This is a genomic window from Mycolicibacterium chengduense (assembly GCF_033741155.1).
Lineage (GTDB): Bacteria > Actinomycetota > Actinomycetes > Mycobacteriales > Mycobacteriaceae > Mycobacterium.
On the sequence record NZ_JAWQNH010000003.1, the window covers coordinates 713,279 to 731,627 of the forward strand.

An 18,349-nucleotide genomic window follows, 5' to 3' on the forward strand; every position below is an offset into this window, starting at 1 on the left:
CCACGTCCCGTCCCTTCTGCCGGTCCGATCGTAGAGCCGGATGCTCCCACTGTGGTACATCCGTGTACTAGAGTCCGTTAGTACACGGATGTACCGGAGGGGGTACCTTGGCTCAGCTCACCAGCGACCCGGTGCGGTTGCCACCCGGTGTCGGACTTCCACGCATCGTTCAGGGCGCCGCGATGCTCATCGACCGGCCGCGGGCCCTCGACTACGCCCGCCGGCGCCACGGCGCAGCGTTCAGCGCGTCGCTTCCACTGTTCGGCGACACTGTCGTACTCAGTGATCCCGCCCTGATCAAGGAATTGTTCACCGCGGGAGATCTCGTGCAGACGATCACCAACCTGGGCGACGTCATCGGCCCGGGGTCCACCTTCAGCCTCAACGGGCCAGCACACCTGGCTCGGCGCAAGCTGCTCATGCCGCCGCTACATGGCAGACGGATGCCGGTTTATGAGCAGATCATCGAGGAGGAGGTGGCGCGCGAGCTGTCCACCTGGCCGACCGCGACACCGTTTGCGACGCTGCCGTCGATGATGCGCATCACTTTGAACGCGATCTTGCGCGCGGTGTTCGGCGCCGAGGGGCCCGAACTGGCGGCCTTGCGAGAGCTTCTCCCGCCCGCGGTATTGCTGGCGTCCCGGCTCACCGTCCTACCAGCTGGCCTACGTCGTGACGTCGGGCGCTGGAGCCCGTGGGGACGTCTGGAACGCATGCGGCGTCGGTGCGACGAACTGATCGGCACGCTGATCCGCAATGCCAGGGCAACACCGGACCTGCACGAGCGCACGGATGTCTTGGCCATGCTGGTGGCCGCCCGAGACGAGGATGGCCGGCCGATTCCCGACGATCACATCATCGACGAGTTGCAAACGCTGCTCGCTGCCGGACACGAAACCACGGCCACCACGCTGGCCTGGGCCATCGAGCGGTTGCGCCGCCACCCCGAGGTGCTGTCGCAGCTGGTCGAGGAGGTCGACGCCGGCGGTTCAGATCTCCTTCAAGCCACGGTCTGGGAGGTGCAGCGCAGTCGACCGGTGATCCCGGGCGTGCTACGCGTGACCACACGTCGCACTCGGTTGGGCGAGTGGGTTTTGCCCGCAGGCCAGACCATCATCGCGAGCATTGCGCTCTCGCACAGCTCCCCCACCAATTACGCCGATCCGGCCCGCTTCGATCCCACCCGGTTCCTGCATGCCAAACCGGACACCAGCTCGTGGATCCCGTACGGGGGCGGTGTGCGCCGTTGCGTCGGTGCGGCGTTCGCCAACACCGAAATGCTCATCACCCTGCGGCAGCTTCTGCGCACGTACACGCTCGAACCCACGTCGGCACCGGACGAGCGATCGCGATCCCGCGGAATCGCCAACGCACCGGCGGCCGGAGCGGTCGCCGTCGTCCGACCACGCAGTCGATGAGCCGTCCCTGGTTCGCCGAACTCGAACCCCGCTCGCCCGAAGCGATTCCCCGGCAATCGGCGCTTCCCGACCGCGCCCAGCTTCTCGCCACCGTGCTGGGACCGAGACCGGCCGCCTGGGCCGTCGAACTCGGGGCAGAGATGACGGCCGCCATCACCGCCGCCATCCCGGAACTGGCGGTGGATGCCGTCGCCACCGAGATCGCCAAGGGATGTGAAGCCGTTGCACTCGGCACGCTCGTCGCACTCGAGCGGGGCGACCAGGTGTCGTTGGCGGCCATGCCGGAGATTTTCGCGGGACCGATGGAAGTGGTGTCCCGAGGCATCGGCATCGAGCACATGCTGCGCAGCATCCACGTCGCCCACGCCACCGCCGTTGCGGTGCTGCTGGACGCGGCCGAACGCCTGGTTCCGGAGGCGCAGCGATTCGCTGAGATGCGGCGGATCAACGAAGTGCTGTTCGGAATCGTCGATGTGCTGACCAAACGGATGGCGGACGAATACGCCCGCGCCCACGAGGCGTGGTTGACCAGTTCGATCGCCCTGCGCGCGGGAATCGTGGAAGACCTACTCCAGGGCACCGCTGTGCCGATGGACCGGGCCACCCGGATCCTGGGTTACGACCTGACCCGCTGGCATCTCGCGGTCATCGTTTGGCCCAGTTCGAGCACGTCGGTCGAACCGGCCCAGCTCAGGGCCGCGGCCTCCGATGTCCTCGCCGCCGCGGGATGCGCTTCGACGCTCATACTTCCAATTGGCGCCCAACGGGTTTGGGCCTGGGGTTCGCGCACCTCAGATCCTCCGGAGGCGGTGGCACCCGCGACGCCTCCGGCCCCTGGCGTCCGTGTTGCGGTCGGGACGGCCGGTGCCGGCGTCGAGGGGTTCCGGCGCAGCCACCGGCAGGCGGCCGAGGCGGCACGCGTGGGTGCCCTGTCCACCCGGGACGCTTGGTTGTTCGGCTACGAGCAGGTCGACCTCGTCGCGATGCTCAGCACCGACCTGGCCGCCGCACGTGAGTTTGTCGCCCGGGAACTCGGTGACTTGGGCGCCGGTACCGATTCGGTCGTCACGGTGCGCGGCACCCTCAAGTGCTACCTCGACAACGACCGAAGTCTGGCCGCCACGGCAGCCGATCTCCACATCGCGCGCAATACGGTCGCCTACCGCGTGCAGCGGGCCGAGCAGCTTCGCGGCCGACCGGCAACGGTTCGTCGCCTGCAGCTGCACGCGGCACTCACCCTCGCCCAGGAACTCGGGGAGACCGTGCTGCGGCCCCCGAACGTGGAATTGGACTGAGAACCAGTGAGGCTCTGCAAAATCTGTACCTGAGACCAGGAGTCGTGGCTTTGGTCTGCAGTTGAGTGGGCACTGGGCCCGTCGAATGACGGGCAGACGGAGAAGTCCATGGTCGTGCATCTCGTCCGATACGAGCACAACGAGCGCCGCTCCTGGGGCGTGCTCACCGACGGCGTCATCTCGCCTCTCACCGGCGACTATCTCCGCACTGCCGACCTGATCGAGCGCGGCGAAACCGACTGGCGGGCCGCGGCGGCGAAACCCGGCGACGTGACCCTGGCGGATGTCGAACTGCTGTCACCGGTCACCACCCCCTGCCGGGTGATGTGCCAGGGGGTGAACTACCGAGAGCATGCGATCGAGTCGGGGATGAACCCCGACAAACGCGAATTCAACCTGTTCTTCGACAAGACCGACGCCGCAGTCACCGGCCCCTTCGACCCGGTCACCCGTCCAGCTCACGTCACCCTCCTCGACTACGAGATCGAGCTGACGCTGGTTCTGCGCGGAACTGTGCACGCGCCGACCACGGTGACCGTCGAGAACCTGCACGAGTACGTCTTCGGAGTGACCATCGGCAACGACCTGTCCGCCCGCGACATCCAGTTGCCCCAGGGACAGTTCCTGAAGGGCAAGAGCTACCGGGGCTTCTGTCCGCTCGGGCCGGTCCTGGCGGTGCTCGAACCAGAGGATCTGCGGCTCATCGACGATCTCGAGCTGCGACTCGAGGTCAACGGATCGTTGCGGCAGTCCGACAACACCGGCAACATGCTGTACCGGCCCGCCGAGACGCTCACCGAGCTCAGCGAGTTCTGCAACTGGGACCCGGGCGACGTCCTGCTGACCGGAACCCCGCATGGCATCGTGGCGGGCTCGCCCCCGCCCGTCGTGCGCCGCCTGGCCACGGCTCTGCTTCCCGAGGACAAGCTGTGGGCGGCGTTCGTCAAGCTCAACCAGCGCAAGCCTTACCTGAAGCCCGGTGACGTCGTCACCGCCTCTATTCGCAACACCGCCGGGACGCTCGACCTGGGCACCCAGCGGACCACCATCGTCGCTCCAGACGCCTGAGAGGAGCACCGCCATGAGTGCCACGCCGGACCTCGACTGCCTTCCCGACCGCTTGGTACCCGACTTCATCGCCCACTGGGTGGTCAAGACCGCTCGCAGCGCGCAGATGATCGACTGGTACGGGCACGTCTTCGGCGCCCGCGTCGTTCACGAAGACCGTCAGATCGCCTTTCTCACCTGGGACCACGAAAGCCATCGGCTGGCGCTGGTGAAACTGCCGCCACCACTGCGGCATGTCTTTCCGCTGTCACGTTGGCGTCGAAAGACCTACGGCATCGACCATTTGGCGTTCACCTTCACCTCCGTGGAGAGGCTGCTGCTGACCTACGAACGGCTGAAGAAGGTGGGGATCATCCCGGTCTGGTCCATCAACCACGGACCGACGACCAGCCTGTACTACGAGGACCCCGAAGGTATCCGGCTGGAGTTCCAGACCGAGAACTTCCCCACCGCGCAGCAGACCGCCGATTACTTCAACAGTCACGCGTTCGAGGAGAACCCGATCGGCACCAACATCGACCCCGGCTACCTACTCGAAAAGCTTCGCGCCGGCGTGGCTCGCGAGGAGCTGCTCAAGCCGGGCGCCGGCACTCGCCCCGGCACCAAGCCTCGGTCGAACAAGCGGGCCATCAACTGGAAGACGTTGTGAGGCATGGATTCTGAATCGATTCTCATCGTCGGCGCCGGAGCCGCAGGTTCCACCCTGGCCTTGCTGCTGGCCCGATACGGTATCGAGAGCACCGTTGTCGAAGAGCGCCGGGAAACCCGACTGCATCCGGCCGCCCACGTCATCAATGCCCGCACCCTGGAGATCTGGAATCAAGCCTCCCCCGAACTGGGACGTGCTCTGGAAGCGATCACCCCGCCGATCGACACAGTCAACATCATCCGCTGGTGCACCGATGTGCGATCCGAACCGATCGGTGAGATCGATCTGCTCTCCCAGCCGGATCGGCTTGCCGAAGTCCGGACACACAGCTCGTTTCTCATCTCTCACATCGGCCAGCACCTGTTGATGCCGGAGCTCTGGAAGGCCCTGGAGAGCGAGCCCCGTGTCGATTTCCGGCGCGGCTGGCGCGCCGATCTGCCCGACGGGAAACCGATCCTGCGGTCGGCGACAGGTGAGTCGGTGGTCGTGTCACCGCGTTTCGTGATCGCCGCAGACGGGGCTAATAGCGCGCTGCGCGATGCCGCCGGAATTGCCATGACCGGTCCGGTGCTGGCCAATATGGGCAGCGTCTTCTTCCACGCGCCCGGACTGTATCCGGATGGCGCCAGTCGGCCGCTGCTCAGCTGGATCTACCATCCGCGGTTCAGCGGCGTGATGATCGCCCACGCCGACGACGACTACGTGTTGATGACACCGTACTTGCATGCTGCTCAATCGATCGCAAGCAACAGCCGGACGTACTGGAACGGCATATTGCCCAACGTGCTCGGGTCCACCGGATACGAGATCCGCTCCACCGGAACCTGGACGATGACCAAACAGATCGCCGATCGGTTCCGTGCCGGATCACTGCTGTTGATCGGCGATGCCGCCCACCGATTCCCCCACACGGGCGGGTTCGGTCTCAACAGCGGTGTGCAGGACGCCCACAACCTTGCTTGGAAGCTCGCCGCGATCCTGCAGGAAGACGCGCCCGAATCGCTGTTGGACACCTACGAGACCGAGCGACGGCCCGTCGTCGCGCGGTTCGCCGAGCAGAGCACCCACAACCACTTCAAACTCGACGATGTCACCGCTTCTTTGGGCATCACGAATGCCTCGCTGCACAAGGCCACCGAACTCATCGGCAAGCTCCCGCTGGGCCGGGTGCCGGACAGCCTGATCGCGCGGGTCGCGGACGCACTGACCACCGCGCAGACCTCGCGAACCCGAGCTCTACTGCGAAAGACGTTACGCAGCAGTCGGTTACGGCAGCGGATGGCCGATGCCATTCCTGGACAAGAGGAACACTTCGTGGCCAGCGGCCTGGAGTTCGGCTACGCCTACGCCAGTCCGCTGATCGACACCGCAGAGGGTCGCTGCCCGGACGGCGATGTCGCGCGGTATCACCCGACCACGCGTCCGGGTGCGCGTCTGCCCCATGTGATCATCAACGGCCCCGACGGCGCGCCACTGCCCACCCATGAGGCGATCGCCCGAAGGGGCCTCACCGTGTTCACCGCCGATCCGCAAGGCTGGACCGAGAGGCTGGCGGACTCGAACATCCCCGTGCCGCTCACCGTGGTTGCACTGACCGGGACCGGTGACGGGAATCCTGCCGCCATCGAGTTGTTCGAGGCCGGCGACCGTGGGGCCGTCGTGGTACGCCCCGACGGCCACGTGGTGTGGCGTACCGATGCCGGACCGCAGGCGGTGGACAACCTGCGCCACTTCATCGAGCGCTCCTGGGCCGAGGTATATCCGCACGCCGGTGCCCGCCCGCAGCAACACTGCACCTGAGCCGCCGGCATTCTGCTCGGCGCTCACCTGATCCGAACCTACGGGGTGAGGACGATTCGTCCGAACACCTGTCCGGCGTCCATCAGACGGTGCGCATCCGCGGCCCGTTCCAGCGGCAGCGCGGCGATTCGCCGCGCTGGCCGTCGACGCGTTCCGCGCCTGAGCAGGTACAGCCTTGTGACTGCGGTCACCACGATTCCGGGATTGCTTCGACATCGAAGCGAGTTGCACCGAACGTATCTGCTTCGACATCGAAGCAATAATCCCGAGGAGAGCATCATGAAAGCAGTTCGGTTCCACCGATACGGCGCCAGCGACGTACTACGGTACGAGGACGCCCCACGTCCGGTGCCCGGCCCGCGGCAGGTCCTGGTCAAAGTCGCCGCAACGTCGTTCAACCCGGTGGACGCGGGTATCCGGGGCGGGTACCTGGAGCAGGTGTACCAGGTCAGCTTCCCTCACATCCCGGGTGTCGACGTCGCCGGAACGATCACCGAGGTGGGCGCCGACGTGCCCGGATGGAATGTCGGTGATGCGGTGGTCGCATTCCTGCCGCTGGACACCGACGGCGCCGCCGCCGAATATGCCCTGGTACCGGCCGAGGCTCTCGCCACCGCCCCGACAACGGTGCCGCTGGCCGACGCCGCGGCCCTGCCCGAGCCCGCACTCACGGCCTGGCAAGCCCTGTTCGAGGTCGCCGGGTTGGCCGCCGGTCAGTCGGTACTCATCAACGGGGCCTCCGGCGCGGTCGGCGGCTACGCGGTCCAGTTGGCCAAGCAGGCCGGAGCGCACGTCACCGCCACCGCCAAGGACCGTGACGCCGAGCGGCTGCGCGGGTTGGGAGTTGACCGCATCGTCGACTACGTCGACTACGACCGGTCACCCGTCCACGTCGAGGGCGCCCCGTTCGACGTGGTGCTCAATCTGGTCTCCACCACCGACGAGCAAACCGAGGCCCTCGTCGGCCTCGTCGCCGATGGTGGATTCCACGTCGGCACAATGGTTTTCGGACCGCAGGACCCGCCGCGTGGCGTGCGGACGCAGCGGGTTTTCGTCCGCAGTGACGCCGCCCAACTCGCCCAGTTGGTCAACCGCGTGGACGACGGTCGACTGCAGATCGAGATCGCCGACCGCCGACCGTTGGATGAGGCCGCCGCCGTACACGATGCCGCCGACCGCGGCCGCCTGCACGGCAAGACCCTGCTGGTGCCGACGCAGGGCTGATGCGCAGCGCTGCAACTGTTTTCACGTCGTGTCGACGCGACGCTTACGTGCGGCCGCCGATCGCGGGGGCCGACGCCGCATATGGTCGCGGACGTTGGACATCATGTCGCCGAGGCTGCGGATGTCGTTGTCGGACAGGGAGTCGACCAGCAGTTCGCGCACCACTTGCACGTGGCCGGGAAGTACCTCGGCCAGGCGGGTGCGCCCCTGATCGGTGATGTGGACGACGGTGGCGCGCTGGTCTCGGGCCGAGCCGGCGCGGGTGATCAGGCCTTGCTTTTCCAGCAGCCCCGCCTGATGCGTCAAGCCGGACCGGCTGTACACCACACCGTCCGCGAGGTCGGTCATGGTCAGCCCACCATCGGCATCGGCCAGCTTGGCAAGAATCTCGAACTGGACGTAGCTCAGCCCGCCGTCGTCCTGCAATTGCTGGCGCACCGCGTACTGAAGCAAACTCACGGCCTCCATCAGCGCGAAGTACGCCCGCAACTCGGTCGGGTTGAGCACGTCAGCCATGCCGTGCACTTTAGTGCTTCGACATCGAAGCGCCTTGGCGTGCCGCGCCTGAAGATATCGTCGCTAGCAGGAATAGCGGCGCTATTGACGAGCGTTCCCTTTCGCGGTTAGCGTTGCTAGCACTTTCTCGGACAGGAGCCCCGACATGGATGTAGATCTGCTTATCCGCGCTGCTGCGCTGGTCACCGTGCTCGGCACGGGCGTGGTCTATGGCACCGACGTGTTCTGCGCGATGGTGCTGCGACCGGCGCTGGCCCGGGTCGACGACGCCGCATTGGTGACGGTGATGGGCCACGTGCACCGCTACGGCGATCGGCGCATGGTGACACCGGGTGTGCTCGGTGTGGTTGCCGCCGCGGTGTGCACGGCGGCCGCGGGGTTGGCGGCGCAGTGGGCCCAGGCGGTCGCAGCCGGCACCGCCCTGGCGGCGCTGTCGATCTGGCTGCTGCTCTACCTGCGGATCAGCGCACCGGTCAATCGGCAGCTGACAGCCGCCAGCGACACGGGCCGACTTCTGCCGAATGGTCGTGCGCTGCAAGCCAAGTGGGACTCGATCATCACCGCCCGTGCCGTCCTGCAAGGTGTGGCGGTCATCGCCGCCTGCCTGGTCCTGCTGCCGTGACTCACCGACCCACACCAGGAGGACAGACATGACCATCACCACCACCGCCGGGTATGTCCTGGCCGGCGGTCTGGCCGCTGCCATCATCGTCATCGGCGCGCGCTTCCTCCTCGCACCACGCACGGCCGCCGCCGGCTACGGCGTACTGCCCGATCTCGACCAACCCGGAGTCCGGGCCTACCTCGGCGTCAAGGGCATCCGCGATGTCACCACCGGCCTGTTCGTCGTCATCCTGCTGCTCGCCCGCGCACCCCATCTCGCCGGCTGGATGATGCTGGCCGCCACGCTGATCCCGATCACCGACGCCGCCATCGTGCTGCGCAATGGTGGTGCCAAGTCCGTCGCGTACGGAGTGCACGGGGGCACCGCGGTAGTCATGCTCGTCACCACTGCACTACTGCTCATGGCGTGAGCCGCTCCGCACTCGACGGTCTTGCCCCTCAGCAAGGTCAATGACGCTTACGATCTGGTCGAGCATGATCGCTCGACGGGAAAGGCATCGTGGCGCCACAGCTTTGACCAACCGTCACCCGCACCGACCAACCGAGAGAAGGCCCTCCCGATGAACTGGAGCCCCGCCGACACCGCCGTGGTTTTCATCGATCCGCAGAACGACGTATTGAGTCCAACCGGGATCAACTGGGGCGCAACGGGGGCCAGCGTGACCGAAAACGACACCGTCGCGCATATGCTCGCCATCTTCGAAGCCGCAAAGGCTGCCTCGTTCGGCATGTTCATCTCACCGCACTATTTCTATCCCACGGATCACCGCTGGTTGTTCAACGGCGCATTGGAAGCCGACGAACTGCGCACCGGGACCTTCGATAGGTCCGGCCCGCTGAACCTGGACGGATTTGTCGGCTCCGGAGCCGACTGGCTCGATGAGTTCAAGCCCTACATCGAGGACCCACGCACCGTCGTTGTCAGCCCCCACAAGGTGTTCGGCTCACAAACCAACGACCTTGTCCTGCAGCTCCGGAAACGAGGCATCGGCAAGGTGCTCCTCGGTGGGATGCTGGCCAACATGTGCGTGGAATCGCACCTTCGCGACCTGCTCGAGCAAGGCTTTGAGGTGTACGTCGTCCGAGACGCGGTCGCGGGACCGCGTCACCCGGAATGGGGAGACGGCTACCAAGCCGCGCTCGTGAACTACGCCTTCCTGGCGCACGGTGTCGTCTGGACTCATGACGTGGTGGCGGCCATGAACGCCGTCACCGAGCGCTAGCCGCACTGCGCGCGCTTGTTGTGCGGTTGCGCACTGCCCGAAGTTGTCAGGAGACGCTCAGCCCACTTTTAGCCGACGGGAGTAACCAAGAGACAGTCGAAACGAAAGGACCGCTGATGAACACCGAAACCGTGGATCGTCAGTTCTCGGCGCTACAAGCGCAGGCCGACCGCACCACGTCGTTACTCGCCGCACTGGCCGAGAAGATGTCGGCCGCGGCCGCCGCCGGCGACGGCAACGCCCGCGAGTGGGGCCTCGACCTCAAAGAGATCGCCCTGGCCGTTCGGGATGAGCAGCTGACGACGACCGAACTCCTGCAGGCGATTCACGGACTCATCGACAACCACGTGGCATCCGAACCCACGCCGGCACCCCCGCCGGCCGCCTACGCCGCTCCCCCGGGATATTCGGCGCCCGCGCCGCAGTATCAACCTCAATATCAGCAACCTCAGTACCAGCAACCCGCCGCCGGCGGTGGCACCCTGCAACGATTCCTCAGCGGCAGGTTCGGGCAGGCCATGATGACCGGTGCGGGGATCGGTATCGGCGACGACATCGTGAACTCGATCTTCGATCGGTTCTAGGCACCAGAATGCACTGGGGCACAGTCTGATCGGTCCAAGACGAGAGCACGAGCAGTCCTGACTGCGGTGATTTCTCCTCCGTGATCAGTGGTCTTGTCGTGACGGCGCCGGTGACCCGGGCTCAGCTCGTGGCTGCGGGCGGTTCGGATGGCGCTGCCTGCCTTCGAGGCAGAATGCGGGGTGTGGACGACATCGTGCGCGTGCTGGTGGACAGATCATCGGTGGCGATGGGCGACGATGTGGAGTCCCATGCCCAGTCCTGGAAGATGCCATCGGCGGCCACGCTCGATGACTTGCTGATCGCCGTCTCGACGTGGTTGCTGCCGACCGTGGCCGGGCCCGCAGGGTGGTGCCTGTACCGGGAGATGACCGACCCGGCCCGCCGCCTGGTGTTGGGCTTGATCTACACGCGCGACGATCTCGGTATCGACGACCTGGTGTGCCGCTGCATGCCAGGTCACCAACGCGTGGGAGACCTCGCGCACGCGGACGGATCGTTGGACGTCTACGCCCAGTACTTCACCCGCGATCAGGCGCATCCGGTCACCGTGAGCGAGATTCGTTCCGGCGCAGCGTTCACCGGGATGGTGCCGCGCCGAAGGTGACATCAGGCCGGGGCGGCGAGGTCCATTTCCGGCGGACTGTTGCCCGCCAGTGGCTGCGCGATGAAACTGTGACCGGTCAGCGGTCCGCCGAACGACTGGAGCAGTCCCCCTTCATCGTTTCGACCCAGGTCGATCGGTTCGAACCCCATACGTCGTGCCAGGTCGGCGACTTCACCATTCGCCTCAGGGTCGTTACCGGAGACGAACACGATGCGACGGCCGCCGCGTCCATCCTCGGGCGCGCGCGCCAACACCTTCGCCCAGGTGTTCCCGAAGGCCTTGACGACTCGGGCGTTGGTGGCCCAATCCGCCACGACATCCGACGAGGCGCGACCCCCGAGATCGGCCGGAGAAAAGTCCGTCGGATTGATGGCGTTGGTGGCATCGATGATGATCCGACGGTTCCAATCGGCGACCTGCCCGACCAGGCCCTCGACGCTGTCGAATGGCACCGCCAACGCAACAACATCGGCTTGCAGCGCCTCGGCCACTTCCATCGGCCGGATCGAAGGGCCGATCTGTTCGGCCAGTGGTGTCACCGCGGCTGCGCCCCTGGCAGCGGCGAGTCCGACGGGGATACCGCTGCGGGCGAACTGCCGTGCCAGCGCAGAGCCGATGGCACCCGCCCCGATGATCGCGTACGTCATGTGCAACGTCCTTTCAGTGGCCGAAGATTGGAAAGCCTTGGTGAGTAATACCCCTTCGGGCACGTGTCAGGCCGTACCGTCCAAAACGGTATAGAGGCTGGTGATCACACCTTCGGAGATCAGCGCCACGTCGAAGCCGGAGAGCGCGGGCTGATCCGACTCGCCCCCTTCGAGGCGCCAGGCCAGGTAAGCGAACCCGGGAAGCTGGTGCACCGGTCCGGCTGGGACAAACTGTTGGCTGGCGATACCTCGTTGCACATCAGCGCATTTAGCGTCGAGCGCATCCCAGCCCGATGTCACACCCTCGGCGTCGGTCCAACTCACATCGATCGCGTACGTGCGCTCGATGGCGGCGCGGCGTTTGGCATCGTCGCGTTCGTTGAAGACATCGAGGAGGTTGGCGAGCATCAACCTCTGCGCTGAATCGTCTACCACGTTGCACTCCTCGAATGACGATCCGTGATTCTGTAACAGTATGAATAAAACCAGTAGCGCAGACAGTACCAACAAGCGGGTGCCGGCGCTATCGGCGCGTCTCCAGGTTTTGCAACAAGGGAGCAAATTGCGGTGGCAGATGCCAGCAGGATGCGTTCGTCCGGTCGCGCCTTGACGATCACATCGCCAGGGCCACGCTATCTACAATGTCGAGATGGCACGCCCGCCGGAGTTCGACCGTGACGAAGCACTGGTCAAGGCTCTGCACTTGTTCTGGGAGCGGGGCTATGAACGCACCACGGTGCGCGACTTGACCGATGCCATGGGGATCTCCGCACCCAGTCTCTACAACGCCTTCGGGGGGAAGCGCAGTCTGTACGACGAGGCGGTCGAGACGTACACGAAGGCTCCGGCCCGGGTGGTGCCGACAGCGCTCGAGGAACGGACTGCGCGCGACGTTTTCGCACGGATGCTCGACATCGCGGTACGTGAGTATGGTTCTGACGATCAACCTCGTGGGTGCTTCGTGATCTCCGATCCGGTGCTTGGTGAAGAACGCGAACTCGGGCGCCGGGCCATCAAGAAGCGCCTGCAGCAGGCCCGGCGCGATGGCGACCTCTCCGACGCCCACGACCTCGATGCCCTCACCGATTACATCGACCTCGTGCTGCGCGGGCTGTCCTCGCTGGCCCGCGACGGTGCCGATCGCACATCACTTCGCGCCGCGGCCGACGTTGCGCTGAGCGCCTGGCCGGTGACGCCGTAATCACTTGAGGCCGAGGGCTGCTGCACCGTACAGCACAGTGGAGCTGTTGAGTCTCGTCGGGTTCGACGCAATGATCTGCTGGACGAAGTCAGCGGCGGTGGGATTGTCATCGAGGATCCGATCGCACTCATCGAGATAGGCGATCGTGTCTGACAGGACTCGGGCGCCGTTCGGTGCATCGGCGCGTCGGTGCGAGGCCACGACGATCTCCGGGCGGTGGTCCTGAACGTGCCGGATCGTGTCCCGCCAGGCCTGCCGCTTGTCGCGATCGCTGCCCATGAGTGCACAGTGCACGTCGTTGTACGCGATGTCCCCGACCACGACGGCGGCCAGTTCGGGCAGGTGCACATAGGACGAATCGGCGTGATCGGATTGGCCGGCGGCCACGGCGATCACCTCGTGGCCCTCGAGTTCCAGATGCTCACCCGAGAGTGGCTCCGGCACAACGACGGTCGAGACCAGTTCATCGACGAACATCGCGGCGTAGATCTCGCGCTCAGCGCCGGACTTGAGCTCGAGGTCGATATGGCGCACGGTGGCCGCAGTCGCGACGAGGCGGGCATTGGGGAAGCGGTTCAACAGCGGTGCCGCACCGAGGTAGTGGTCGAGGTGACCATGCGTGATGAAAATTGTGGTGAGTTCCAGACCGGTTGCGGCTATCCAGGCGCCGAGCGCATCCGCATCCGCGCGGGTGGGCACGGTGTCGACCAGTACCGCCTCTTTTTCGCCAGCGATGAGCGTCACCGAGGTCGGCGGCCACGTCCACCCTTCCGCCGGGGCGGCGACATCGAGGTGTGGATCGAGTCGACGTTGCGGCACGTCGAAGAGCTCCAGCGTCAGTCGCTTCGCCATGTAAGCCCTCTCCACCGCGTCCTGCTAGATTCTTGACCCTTAGGTCAAGAATCTAGCACCACGATCAGAGAACTGCGATGGTGGCCTCGACCGCGCGTAGCAGCCGCTCGGGGCCAGGTTCGACGCGCGCGAGGACGTGAAAACCCGTCACGGTGCTCAGCAGCATGCTCGCGATGGCCGCAGCGGCCACGTCCGGGCGGATGTCACCCTCACGCTGGCCACGTTCGATGAGCGCGTGGAAGGCAGACTCGGTGCGGGTGAACAGGTCCAGCAACTGATCGGTAACCAGCGGGTCGACGCGGCCGAACTCCACCGCGCTGTTGGTGGCGAAGCAACCCCGCCGTTCGGGCAACGCGAGGTCAGTTTCCACCATGAACTGAAGCACCCGGCGCAGGATGTCTTTCGCCGGGCCGGGTTCCGCCAGGAGGGCGCTGACAGTCTCGACCCCCATGTCGAGATAGCGCCGAAGCGCACGGTCGAAGAGTTGACGCTTGCCACCAAAGGCGTGGTAGAGGCTGCCCTTACCGATTTTCAGTCGGTCGGCCAGATCCTGGGGTGTCGTCGCACCATACCCCCGACCCCAGAACACGTGCATTGCTTGATCGATCGCCACACCTGGATCGAATTCCTTGGGCCGTCCCACGCCGGCAACTCTATCCACGCATCGAGAGCTGGTGACGCTGACCGAGCCGTGATCGGCGCTGCGCTGAGATCGTGTCAGACCGCGTTATCGCGCTCTGACCGCAGACCCGATGCGCTACACGCAGACTCGCAGCCCCGGGGGCATCTACCGTCACTAGATGACCTGTTCTGTGGGTCTGAGCAGGATCTCGTTCACCGCGGCATGCGGCGGTTGAGTGACCATGTACGTGATCGCGCCGGCCACATCATCGGGATTCAGCGGTCGGCCGGTCGTTGCGTCGGGCGCGTGCTTGGCGCCACCCGTCGTCATCTCGGTGCGCACCACACCGGGTTCGATGAGACCTACCCGGACTTGGTTGGGACTCAATTCCTGCCGCAAAGCCTCGCTGAACGCTACGACAGCATGCTTACTGGCCGCATAGACGTTACTACTGGGAGATGGAACACGCCGTCCAGCAACGGAACTCACGTTCACGATGTCGGCGACACCGCGAGATCCCCTCGCGGCACTCACCACATACGGCAGAGCCGCATGGGTCAGGTTGAGCACCCCGCCGACGTTGATGTCGAGCATGCGGTGCCAATCAGAGAGGTCCGCGCCTATCGCGGGCCCGTTGGCCAGGAAGCCGGCATTGTTGACCAACACATCGATCTGTCCGTGCTCCTCGCCGATGACCCGGATGGCATGTTCAACGCCGGCCGCATCGGCGACGTCGACTTGGTAGGCCAGTGCCTGCCCTCCGTCGGCGGCGATGACGTCCACCAGGTCCTTCAACCGTTCGATCCGCCGGGCTAGGACCAACACCCTTGCGCCATGCGCGGACAGCGCCCGCGCGGTAGCCCACCCAATCCCGCTCGAAGCACCCGACACCATTGCCACGGCACCAGTCAACGGCAAGGTCGTCATCGAACTTCCTCCTCATGCAGCCCAATCTCCTGGGCAACAACGTCGGCAGTCTGCCCATTCCGTGCAGTAGACCGACGGCAGACGGCGCCTGGCCGCCCAAGGCGCCACCGACGCTAGGCCTCGTCTGGGGTTGATTGGGAGTAATCCCACGACACTGTTCGCACCGGTGTCATGCGGATGTAGACGACACCCGGTCTTGGTGCGGTGGGCCACTCGGACTCCGGTACGCCCCGCCTGCGGGCACCGTGCCTGGCGAGCTGAAGTACCTCGCCCGGTTCGCGAACGATGCGGGCGTGGCCTTGAAGCAGCACTCCACGGATGTCCGCCATGGTGGACCCGTCTTCGAGCATGATGCTCACGTTCGGATTGCTTTCGACATTGGCGACTTTGCGTGTCCCGTCCCGTACTCCCATGACGATGTCGCGGCCGAGGCGGAAGTATCCCAGTGGTACTGAATGCGGGAAACCATCCTTATCGATGGTGCTCAGTGTCGCCCAGCCCGGCCGGCTGTCAAGGAAGGCCTCGATTTCTTCATCACTGAGTTTTCTTGGCATGCAGAGAGTTTAAGCGCCCGCCTCAAGGTCGATATCGAAGAGCGACACGGGCCCGACGATCACGCCGTTCTCCTCGACGTAGCGGTCCCACAGCGTGAGCAAGTCGGCCAATTTGTCGGGCCGGGAGGCGGCCAGGTCATGCACCTCGCCCGGATCACTCGAGAGGTCATAAAGCTGCCAGGTGCCCGAGCCGTAGGGCGCGGGCAGGTGAAGCGCCTTCCAATCGCCCTGCCGAATAGCACGGCGGCCGAACAACTCCCACCCGGTGCCGGTGTCCCCGTCGTGCACCGCGTCCGTCTGCCCGGACAGGTAAGCCACCATCGACCGGCCGCGCAGCGGCTCGACCTCCCTGCCCGGGTACTCGGTACCGGGGTGCTCGGCGCCGGCCAGCTCCAGCACGGTCGGCGCGATGTCCATGACGGTGGTGAACGCCGTACCGATCTCCCCCTGCCGGGCAAAACCCGGCCACGTAACAAAACCCACCACCCGGATTCCGCCCTCGGTGGTGAAGGCCTTGTGCAGCCGCGACGGCGCGGTGGCGGCCTGCGCCCAGCGCGGGCCGTACCAGGCCCAGGAGCTGGGACCGCCGAGGTTGTCCAGGCTGTTGTCACAGTGCTTGGCGACGAACGCTTCGATTTCGGGGCCGCGCAGCGGCATGGCCTCGACGATCGTTCCCTCCGCGCCGTTGTCCGACAGAAAGATCACGACCGTGTTGTCGAGTTCGCCGGTGCCGTCGAGGTAGTCGATCACCCGACCGATGTTCCAGTCCATGTTGTCCACCATGGCGGCGTAGACCTCCATCTTGCGGGCGGACACGGCGCGCTGCTCGTCGGTCATGTCCGCCCATTCCGGGGCGCCGTCAGCGACCACCGGGTGCGGCTCCACGTCAGGTGCGCACAGTCCCAGCCGGATAAGTGCCGCCAGCCGCTGCTCGCGCAGCGCGTCCGGTCCGTCGTCGTAGCGACCGTGATAGGTGGCAATGGTTTCCCGCGGCGCGTGCAGCGGCCAGTGCGGCGCCTGGAAGGGCAGATAGGCGAAGAAGGGTTGGCCGTCCTGCGGACGTTCGCGGAAATAGCGCAGCAGCCTGTCGGTGTAGGCATCCGACGAGTAGAAATCCTCGCCGACGGTGACGAACTGATCGTCTTCGGTGAACATCGTCGGCACGGGAGAGACCCCGCCGCCCCCGCGGGTGCCGTAATGACTGGCACCGGCCGGCAACAGGGCAAAGCAACGGTCGAATCCGCGCGCCCACGGCGACCGGTCGATCGAGTCGCCCAGATGCCACTTACCCGACATGAGCGTCTGGTAGCCAGCGTCGCGCAGCAGCTCGGGCAGCGCCACGACCCGATCGTTCAGATAGCCCTCGTAGCCGGGGGCTCCCTGGAAGTCCGGGGCGGCCATCTCCAGCATGGTGCCGATTCCGGCGACGTGGTGATCGGTTCCGGTCAGCAGCATCGCCCGCGTCGGCGAACACGCCGGGGCGGAATGGAAATCGGTGAGCCTGATGCCCGCGTGGGCCAGGCTGTCCAGGTTGGGGGTGTTGATCTCCCCGCCGAAGGCGCCGATGTCGGAAAATCCGAGATCGTCGGCCACGATGACCAGAAAGTTGGGACGCGTCACGCTGAGGAATCCTGGCACGGGCCGCCGCCAGACCGGCCGTGAAATTTGATTCTCGCCAGCGCCAATACCTGCGTCTGGATTCGGTGGGCAACCTGAGAATTCTGCGAGGTCTAGCGTGGGCAGAATGGGTTTGTTCAGTCATGAGGAGTTCCCGGAGCCGGCCGGCACCGTTGGTGGCGGCGGATTTGTTGAGCGAGCCCGGCGTGCTGAGGTGGACGAGTACGGGGTGGATGAACCTGTGGTCGTGGGTCCGGGGTCGCCGCCTGAGGATGGTTCGTGCGGTCAATTCGCCGTCCAGTTTCACGTCTCTACGTCAATGCTGCTCGGGCTCAAACGTATTGCAGATATTCGTGGGGTGAGCGTGCCCGAGGTATGCCGGCAGGTGATCGGCGTGTTTGTCGCCCAGCAGGAGGGTGATCTGGGCGCCTTGCTTACCGCCGAGGCCGACGCGGCCGATTACCGGCCGAGTTTGGGTGAGGCGTAGTCGGGCCGAATGGTCGCACAGGTCCAGTTCAGAATCGCTGGTCATGCGGGGTCTGGCATTGCTCCCGCCTCGCCTCCAGTGGTGTGGCCGACATTGTCGCCAGCGATGGCATCGGCGAACACCCTGCGGTGTGATTCCTGGCCGGCGGCCAATACCGCACGCTTGTCCCGGAAATGACGGAAGACGTCCGCTTTGTCAGCCCGGCGTAGTCCGCGATCTCGGCCACCGTGAAGGACTCATATCCACGCTCGATGAACAGGTGCCCGCGTACCCGTAAGACACAAACAGCTCACAAACGACGGCTGACCCCGCGCTCAGCCGGCCAGCACGATGTCCATGTGACCCATCCCGTTTCACACCATCAGCGCGCAGCGCCACACAAGAGTAAACGCCCCTCCGACCATTCCACCGGGACCGTATCAGTGATACGGTTGGA

22 protein-coding genes are annotated in these 18,349 nt (G+C 65.5%); 13 read left to right on the forward strand and 9 right to left on the reverse strand.

Annotation, left to right across the window (positions count from 1 at the left end):
- Positions 1 to 107 precede the first annotated feature (107 nt).
- From SBI67_RS13960 to SBI67_RS13985, 6 genes are all read left to right on the forward strand, one after another.
- On the forward strand, positions 108 to 1,418 hold the full coding sequence (locus tag SBI67_RS13960; RefSeq protein WP_318981109.1) for a cytochrome P450: 1,311 nt from the start codon (positions 108 to 110) through the stop codon (positions 1,416 to 1,418).
- Positions 1,415 to 2,713 carry a PucR family transcriptional regulator gene (locus SBI67_RS13965; protein ID WP_318981110.1) on the forward strand — a complete coding sequence of 433 codons (1,299 nt, stop codon included), beginning with the start codon at positions 1,415 to 1,417 and terminating at the stop codon, positions 2,711 to 2,713. Before SBI67_RS13960 ends, SBI67_RS13965 begins: the two co-directional genes overlap by 4 nt.
- A gap of 108 nt (positions 2,714 to 2,821) precedes the next feature.
- The gene (locus SBI67_RS13970) at positions 2,822 to 3,781 is read left to right on the forward strand and encodes a fumarylacetoacetate hydrolase family protein (RefSeq protein WP_318981111.1); all 960 of its coding nucleotides are present in this window, start codon (positions 2,822 to 2,824) and stop codon (positions 3,779 to 3,781) included.
- A 13-nt stretch (positions 3,782 to 3,794) separates the two neighbouring features.
- Positions 3,795 to 4,430, forward strand: a complete 636-nt coding sequence (locus tag SBI67_RS13975) for a VOC family protein (RefSeq protein ID WP_318981112.1) — start codon at positions 3,795 to 3,797, stop codon at positions 4,428 to 4,430.
- A gap of 3 nt (positions 4,431 to 4,433) precedes the next feature.
- The gene (locus SBI67_RS13980) at positions 4,434 to 6,230 is read left to right on the forward strand and encodes an FAD-dependent monooxygenase (protein ID WP_318981113.1); all 1,797 of its coding nucleotides are present in this window, start codon (positions 4,434 to 4,436) and stop codon (positions 6,228 to 6,230) included.
- A 279-nt stretch (positions 6,231 to 6,509) separates the two neighbouring features.
- A complete protein-coding gene (locus SBI67_RS13985) occupies positions 6,510 to 7,454 on the forward strand; it encodes an NADP-dependent oxidoreductase (RefSeq protein ID WP_318981114.1) in 945 nt (314 codons plus the stop codon).
- A 21-nt stretch (positions 7,455 to 7,475) separates the two neighbouring features.
- Here the strand turns inward: SBI67_RS13985 and SBI67_RS13990 are convergent, their stop codons facing one another.
- On the reverse strand, positions 7,476 to 7,970 hold the full coding sequence (locus SBI67_RS13990; protein ID WP_318981115.1) for a MarR family winged helix-turn-helix transcriptional regulator: 495 nt from the start codon (positions 7,968 to 7,970) through the stop codon (positions 7,476 to 7,478).
- 145 nt (positions 7,971 to 8,115) lie between these two features.
- Here SBI67_RS13990 and SBI67_RS13995 point away from each other — a divergent pair, with 145 nt between their 5' ends.
- The 5 genes from SBI67_RS13995 to SBI67_RS14015 all read left to right on the forward strand — a co-directional run bounded on the left by SBI67_RS13995 (position 8,116) and on the right by SBI67_RS14015 (position 11,006).
- Positions 8,116 to 8,592, forward strand: a complete 477-nt coding sequence (locus tag SBI67_RS13995) for a DUF1772 domain-containing protein (protein ID WP_318981116.1) — start codon at positions 8,116 to 8,118, stop codon at positions 8,590 to 8,592.
- 28 nt (positions 8,593 to 8,620) lie between these two features.
- Positions 8,621 to 9,004, forward strand: coding sequence for a DUF4267 domain-containing protein (locus SBI67_RS14000; RefSeq protein ID WP_318981117.1), 384 nt, complete (start codon positions 8,621 to 8,623; stop codon positions 9,002 to 9,004).
- Between the two features lie 21 nt (positions 9,005 to 9,025).
- On the forward strand, positions 9,026 to 9,817 hold the full coding sequence (locus SBI67_RS14005; RefSeq protein ID WP_318981118.1) for a cysteine hydrolase family protein: 792 nt from the start codon (positions 9,026 to 9,028) through the stop codon (positions 9,815 to 9,817).
- 116 nt (positions 9,818 to 9,933) lie between these two features.
- The gene (locus tag SBI67_RS14010; RefSeq protein WP_318981119.1) at positions 9,934 to 10,401 is read left to right on the forward strand and encodes a hypothetical protein; all 468 of its coding nucleotides are present in this window, start codon (positions 9,934 to 9,936) and stop codon (positions 10,399 to 10,401) included.
- 182 nt (positions 10,402 to 10,583) lie between these two features.
- Positions 10,584 to 11,006 carry a hypothetical protein gene (locus SBI67_RS14015; RefSeq protein WP_318981120.1) on the forward strand — a complete coding sequence of 141 codons (423 nt, stop codon included), beginning with the start codon at positions 10,584 to 10,586 and terminating at the stop codon, positions 11,004 to 11,006.
- A gap of 2 nt (positions 11,007 to 11,008) precedes the next feature.
- On the opposite strand, the gene SBI67_RS14020 is transcribed toward SBI67_RS14015, so the two are convergent.
- Both SBI67_RS14020 and SBI67_RS14025 read right to left on the reverse strand, forming a co-directional pair.
- Positions 11,009 to 11,653 (reverse strand): NADPH-dependent F420 reductase, encoded by a 645-nt coding sequence (locus SBI67_RS14020; RefSeq protein WP_413232472.1) that lies wholly within the window; start codon positions 11,651 to 11,653, stop codon positions 11,009 to 11,011.
- 66 nt (positions 11,654 to 11,719) lie between these two features.
- A complete protein-coding gene (locus SBI67_RS14025; protein WP_318981122.1) occupies positions 11,720 to 12,061 on the reverse strand; it encodes a nuclear transport factor 2 family protein in 342 nt (113 codons plus the stop codon).
- A gap of 241 nt (positions 12,062 to 12,302) precedes the next feature.
- Between SBI67_RS14025 and SBI67_RS14030 the strand changes: the two genes are divergently transcribed.
- Positions 12,303 to 12,854, forward strand: a complete 552-nt coding sequence (locus SBI67_RS14030; protein ID WP_318981123.1) for a TetR/AcrR family transcriptional regulator — start codon at positions 12,303 to 12,305, stop codon at positions 12,852 to 12,854.
- Here SBI67_RS14030 and SBI67_RS14035 read toward each other — a convergent pair whose 3' ends face one another.
- The 5 genes from SBI67_RS14035 to SBI67_RS14055 form a co-directional block, all read right to left on the reverse strand.
- Positions 12,855 to 13,706, reverse strand: coding sequence for an MBL fold metallo-hydrolase (locus SBI67_RS14035; RefSeq protein WP_318981124.1), 852 nt, complete (start codon positions 13,704 to 13,706; stop codon positions 12,855 to 12,857).
- Positions 13,707 to 13,770: 64 nt separating this feature from the next.
- A complete protein-coding gene (locus SBI67_RS14040; protein ID WP_318981125.1) occupies positions 13,771 to 14,349 on the reverse strand; it encodes a TetR/AcrR family transcriptional regulator in 579 nt (192 codons plus the stop codon).
- A 153-nt stretch (positions 14,350 to 14,502) separates the two neighbouring features.
- Positions 14,503 to 15,255: an SDR family oxidoreductase gene (locus SBI67_RS14045; protein ID WP_318981126.1), complete on the reverse strand. Its 753-nt coding sequence runs from the start codon at positions 15,253 to 15,255 to the stop codon at positions 14,503 to 14,505.
- Positions 15,256 to 15,368: 113 nt separating this feature from the next.
- Positions 15,369 to 15,809: a pyridoxamine 5'-phosphate oxidase family protein gene (locus tag SBI67_RS14050; RefSeq protein WP_318981127.1), complete on the reverse strand. Its 441-nt coding sequence runs from the start codon at positions 15,807 to 15,809 to the stop codon at positions 15,369 to 15,371.
- Positions 15,810 to 15,818: 9 nt separating this feature from the next.
- On the reverse strand, positions 15,819 to 17,429 hold the full coding sequence (locus SBI67_RS14055) for an arylsulfatase (RefSeq protein WP_318981128.1): 1,611 nt from the start codon (positions 17,427 to 17,429) through the stop codon (positions 15,819 to 15,821).
- A gap of 124 nt (positions 17,430 to 17,553) precedes the next feature.
- On the opposite strand from SBI67_RS14055, the gene SBI67_RS14060 reads away from it, so the two are divergent.
- A complete protein-coding gene (locus SBI67_RS14060; protein ID WP_318981129.1) occupies positions 17,554 to 17,913 on the forward strand; it encodes a hypothetical protein in 360 nt (119 codons plus the stop codon).
- 28 nt (positions 17,914 to 17,941) lie between these two features.
- Here SBI67_RS14060 and SBI67_RS29105 read toward each other — a convergent pair whose 3' ends face one another.
- Entirely contained in the window at positions 17,942 to 18,172 is a 231-nt protein-coding gene (locus tag SBI67_RS29105) for a helix-turn-helix domain-containing protein (protein WP_413232489.1), read from the reverse strand.
- Positions 18,173 to 18,349: the final 177 nt, after the last annotated feature.

Bases quoted from the DNA above. Each gene is read 5' to 3' on its own strand.
- SBI67_RS13965 (WP_318981110.1), top strand. From the start codon at position 1,415: ATGAGCCGTCCCTGGTTCGCCGAACTCGAACCCCGCTCGCCCGAAGCG.
- SBI67_RS13970 (WP_318981111.1), top strand. From the start codon at position 2,822: ATGGTCGTGCATCTCGTCCGATACGAGCACAACGAGCGCCGCTCCTGG.
- SBI67_RS13975 (WP_318981112.1), top strand. From the start codon at position 3,795: ATGAGTGCCACGCCGGACCTCGACTGCCTTCCCGACCGCTTGGTACCC.
- SBI67_RS13980 (WP_318981113.1), top strand. From the start codon at position 4,434: ATGGATTCTGAATCGATTCTCATCGTCGGCGCCGGAGCCGCAGGTTCC.
- SBI67_RS13985 (WP_318981114.1), top strand. From the start codon at position 6,510: ATGAAAGCAGTTCGGTTCCACCGATACGGCGCCAGCGACGTACTACGG.
- SBI67_RS13990 (WP_318981115.1), bottom strand. From the start codon at position 7,970: ATGGCTGACGTGCTCAACCCGACCGAGTTGCGGGCGTACTTCGCGCTG.
- SBI67_RS13995 (WP_318981116.1), top strand. From the start codon at position 8,116: ATGGATGTAGATCTGCTTATCCGCGCTGCTGCGCTGGTCACCGTGCTC.
- SBI67_RS14000 (WP_318981117.1), top strand. From the start codon at position 8,621: ATGACCATCACCACCACCGCCGGGTATGTCCTGGCCGGCGGTCTGGCC.
- SBI67_RS14010 (WP_318981119.1), top strand. From the start codon at position 9,934: ATGAACACCGAAACCGTGGATCGTCAGTTCTCGGCGCTACAAGCGCAG.
- SBI67_RS14020 (WP_413232472.1), bottom strand. From the start codon at position 11,653: ATGACGTACGCGATCATCGGGGCGGGTGCCATCGGCTCTGCGCTGGCA.
- SBI67_RS14025 (WP_318981122.1), bottom strand. From the start codon at position 12,061: ATGCTCGCCAACCTCCTCGATGTCTTCAACGAACGCGACGATGCCAAA.
- SBI67_RS14030 (WP_318981123.1), top strand. From the start codon at position 12,303: ATGGCACGCCCGCCGGAGTTCGACCGTGACGAAGCACTGGTCAAGGCT.
- SBI67_RS14035 (WP_318981124.1), bottom strand. From the start codon at position 13,706: ATGGCGAAGCGACTGACGCTGGAGCTCTTCGACGTGCCGCAACGTCGA.
- SBI67_RS14045 (WP_318981126.1), bottom strand. From the start codon at position 15,255: ATGACGACCTTGCCGTTGACTGGTGCCGTGGCAATGGTGTCGGGTGCT.
- SBI67_RS14050 (WP_318981127.1), bottom strand. From the start codon at position 15,809: ATGCCAAGAAAACTCAGTGATGAAGAAATCGAGGCCTTCCTTGACAGC.
- SBI67_RS14060 (WP_318981129.1), top strand. From the start codon at position 17,554: ATGGGTTTGTTCAGTCATGAGGAGTTCCCGGAGCCGGCCGGCACCGTT.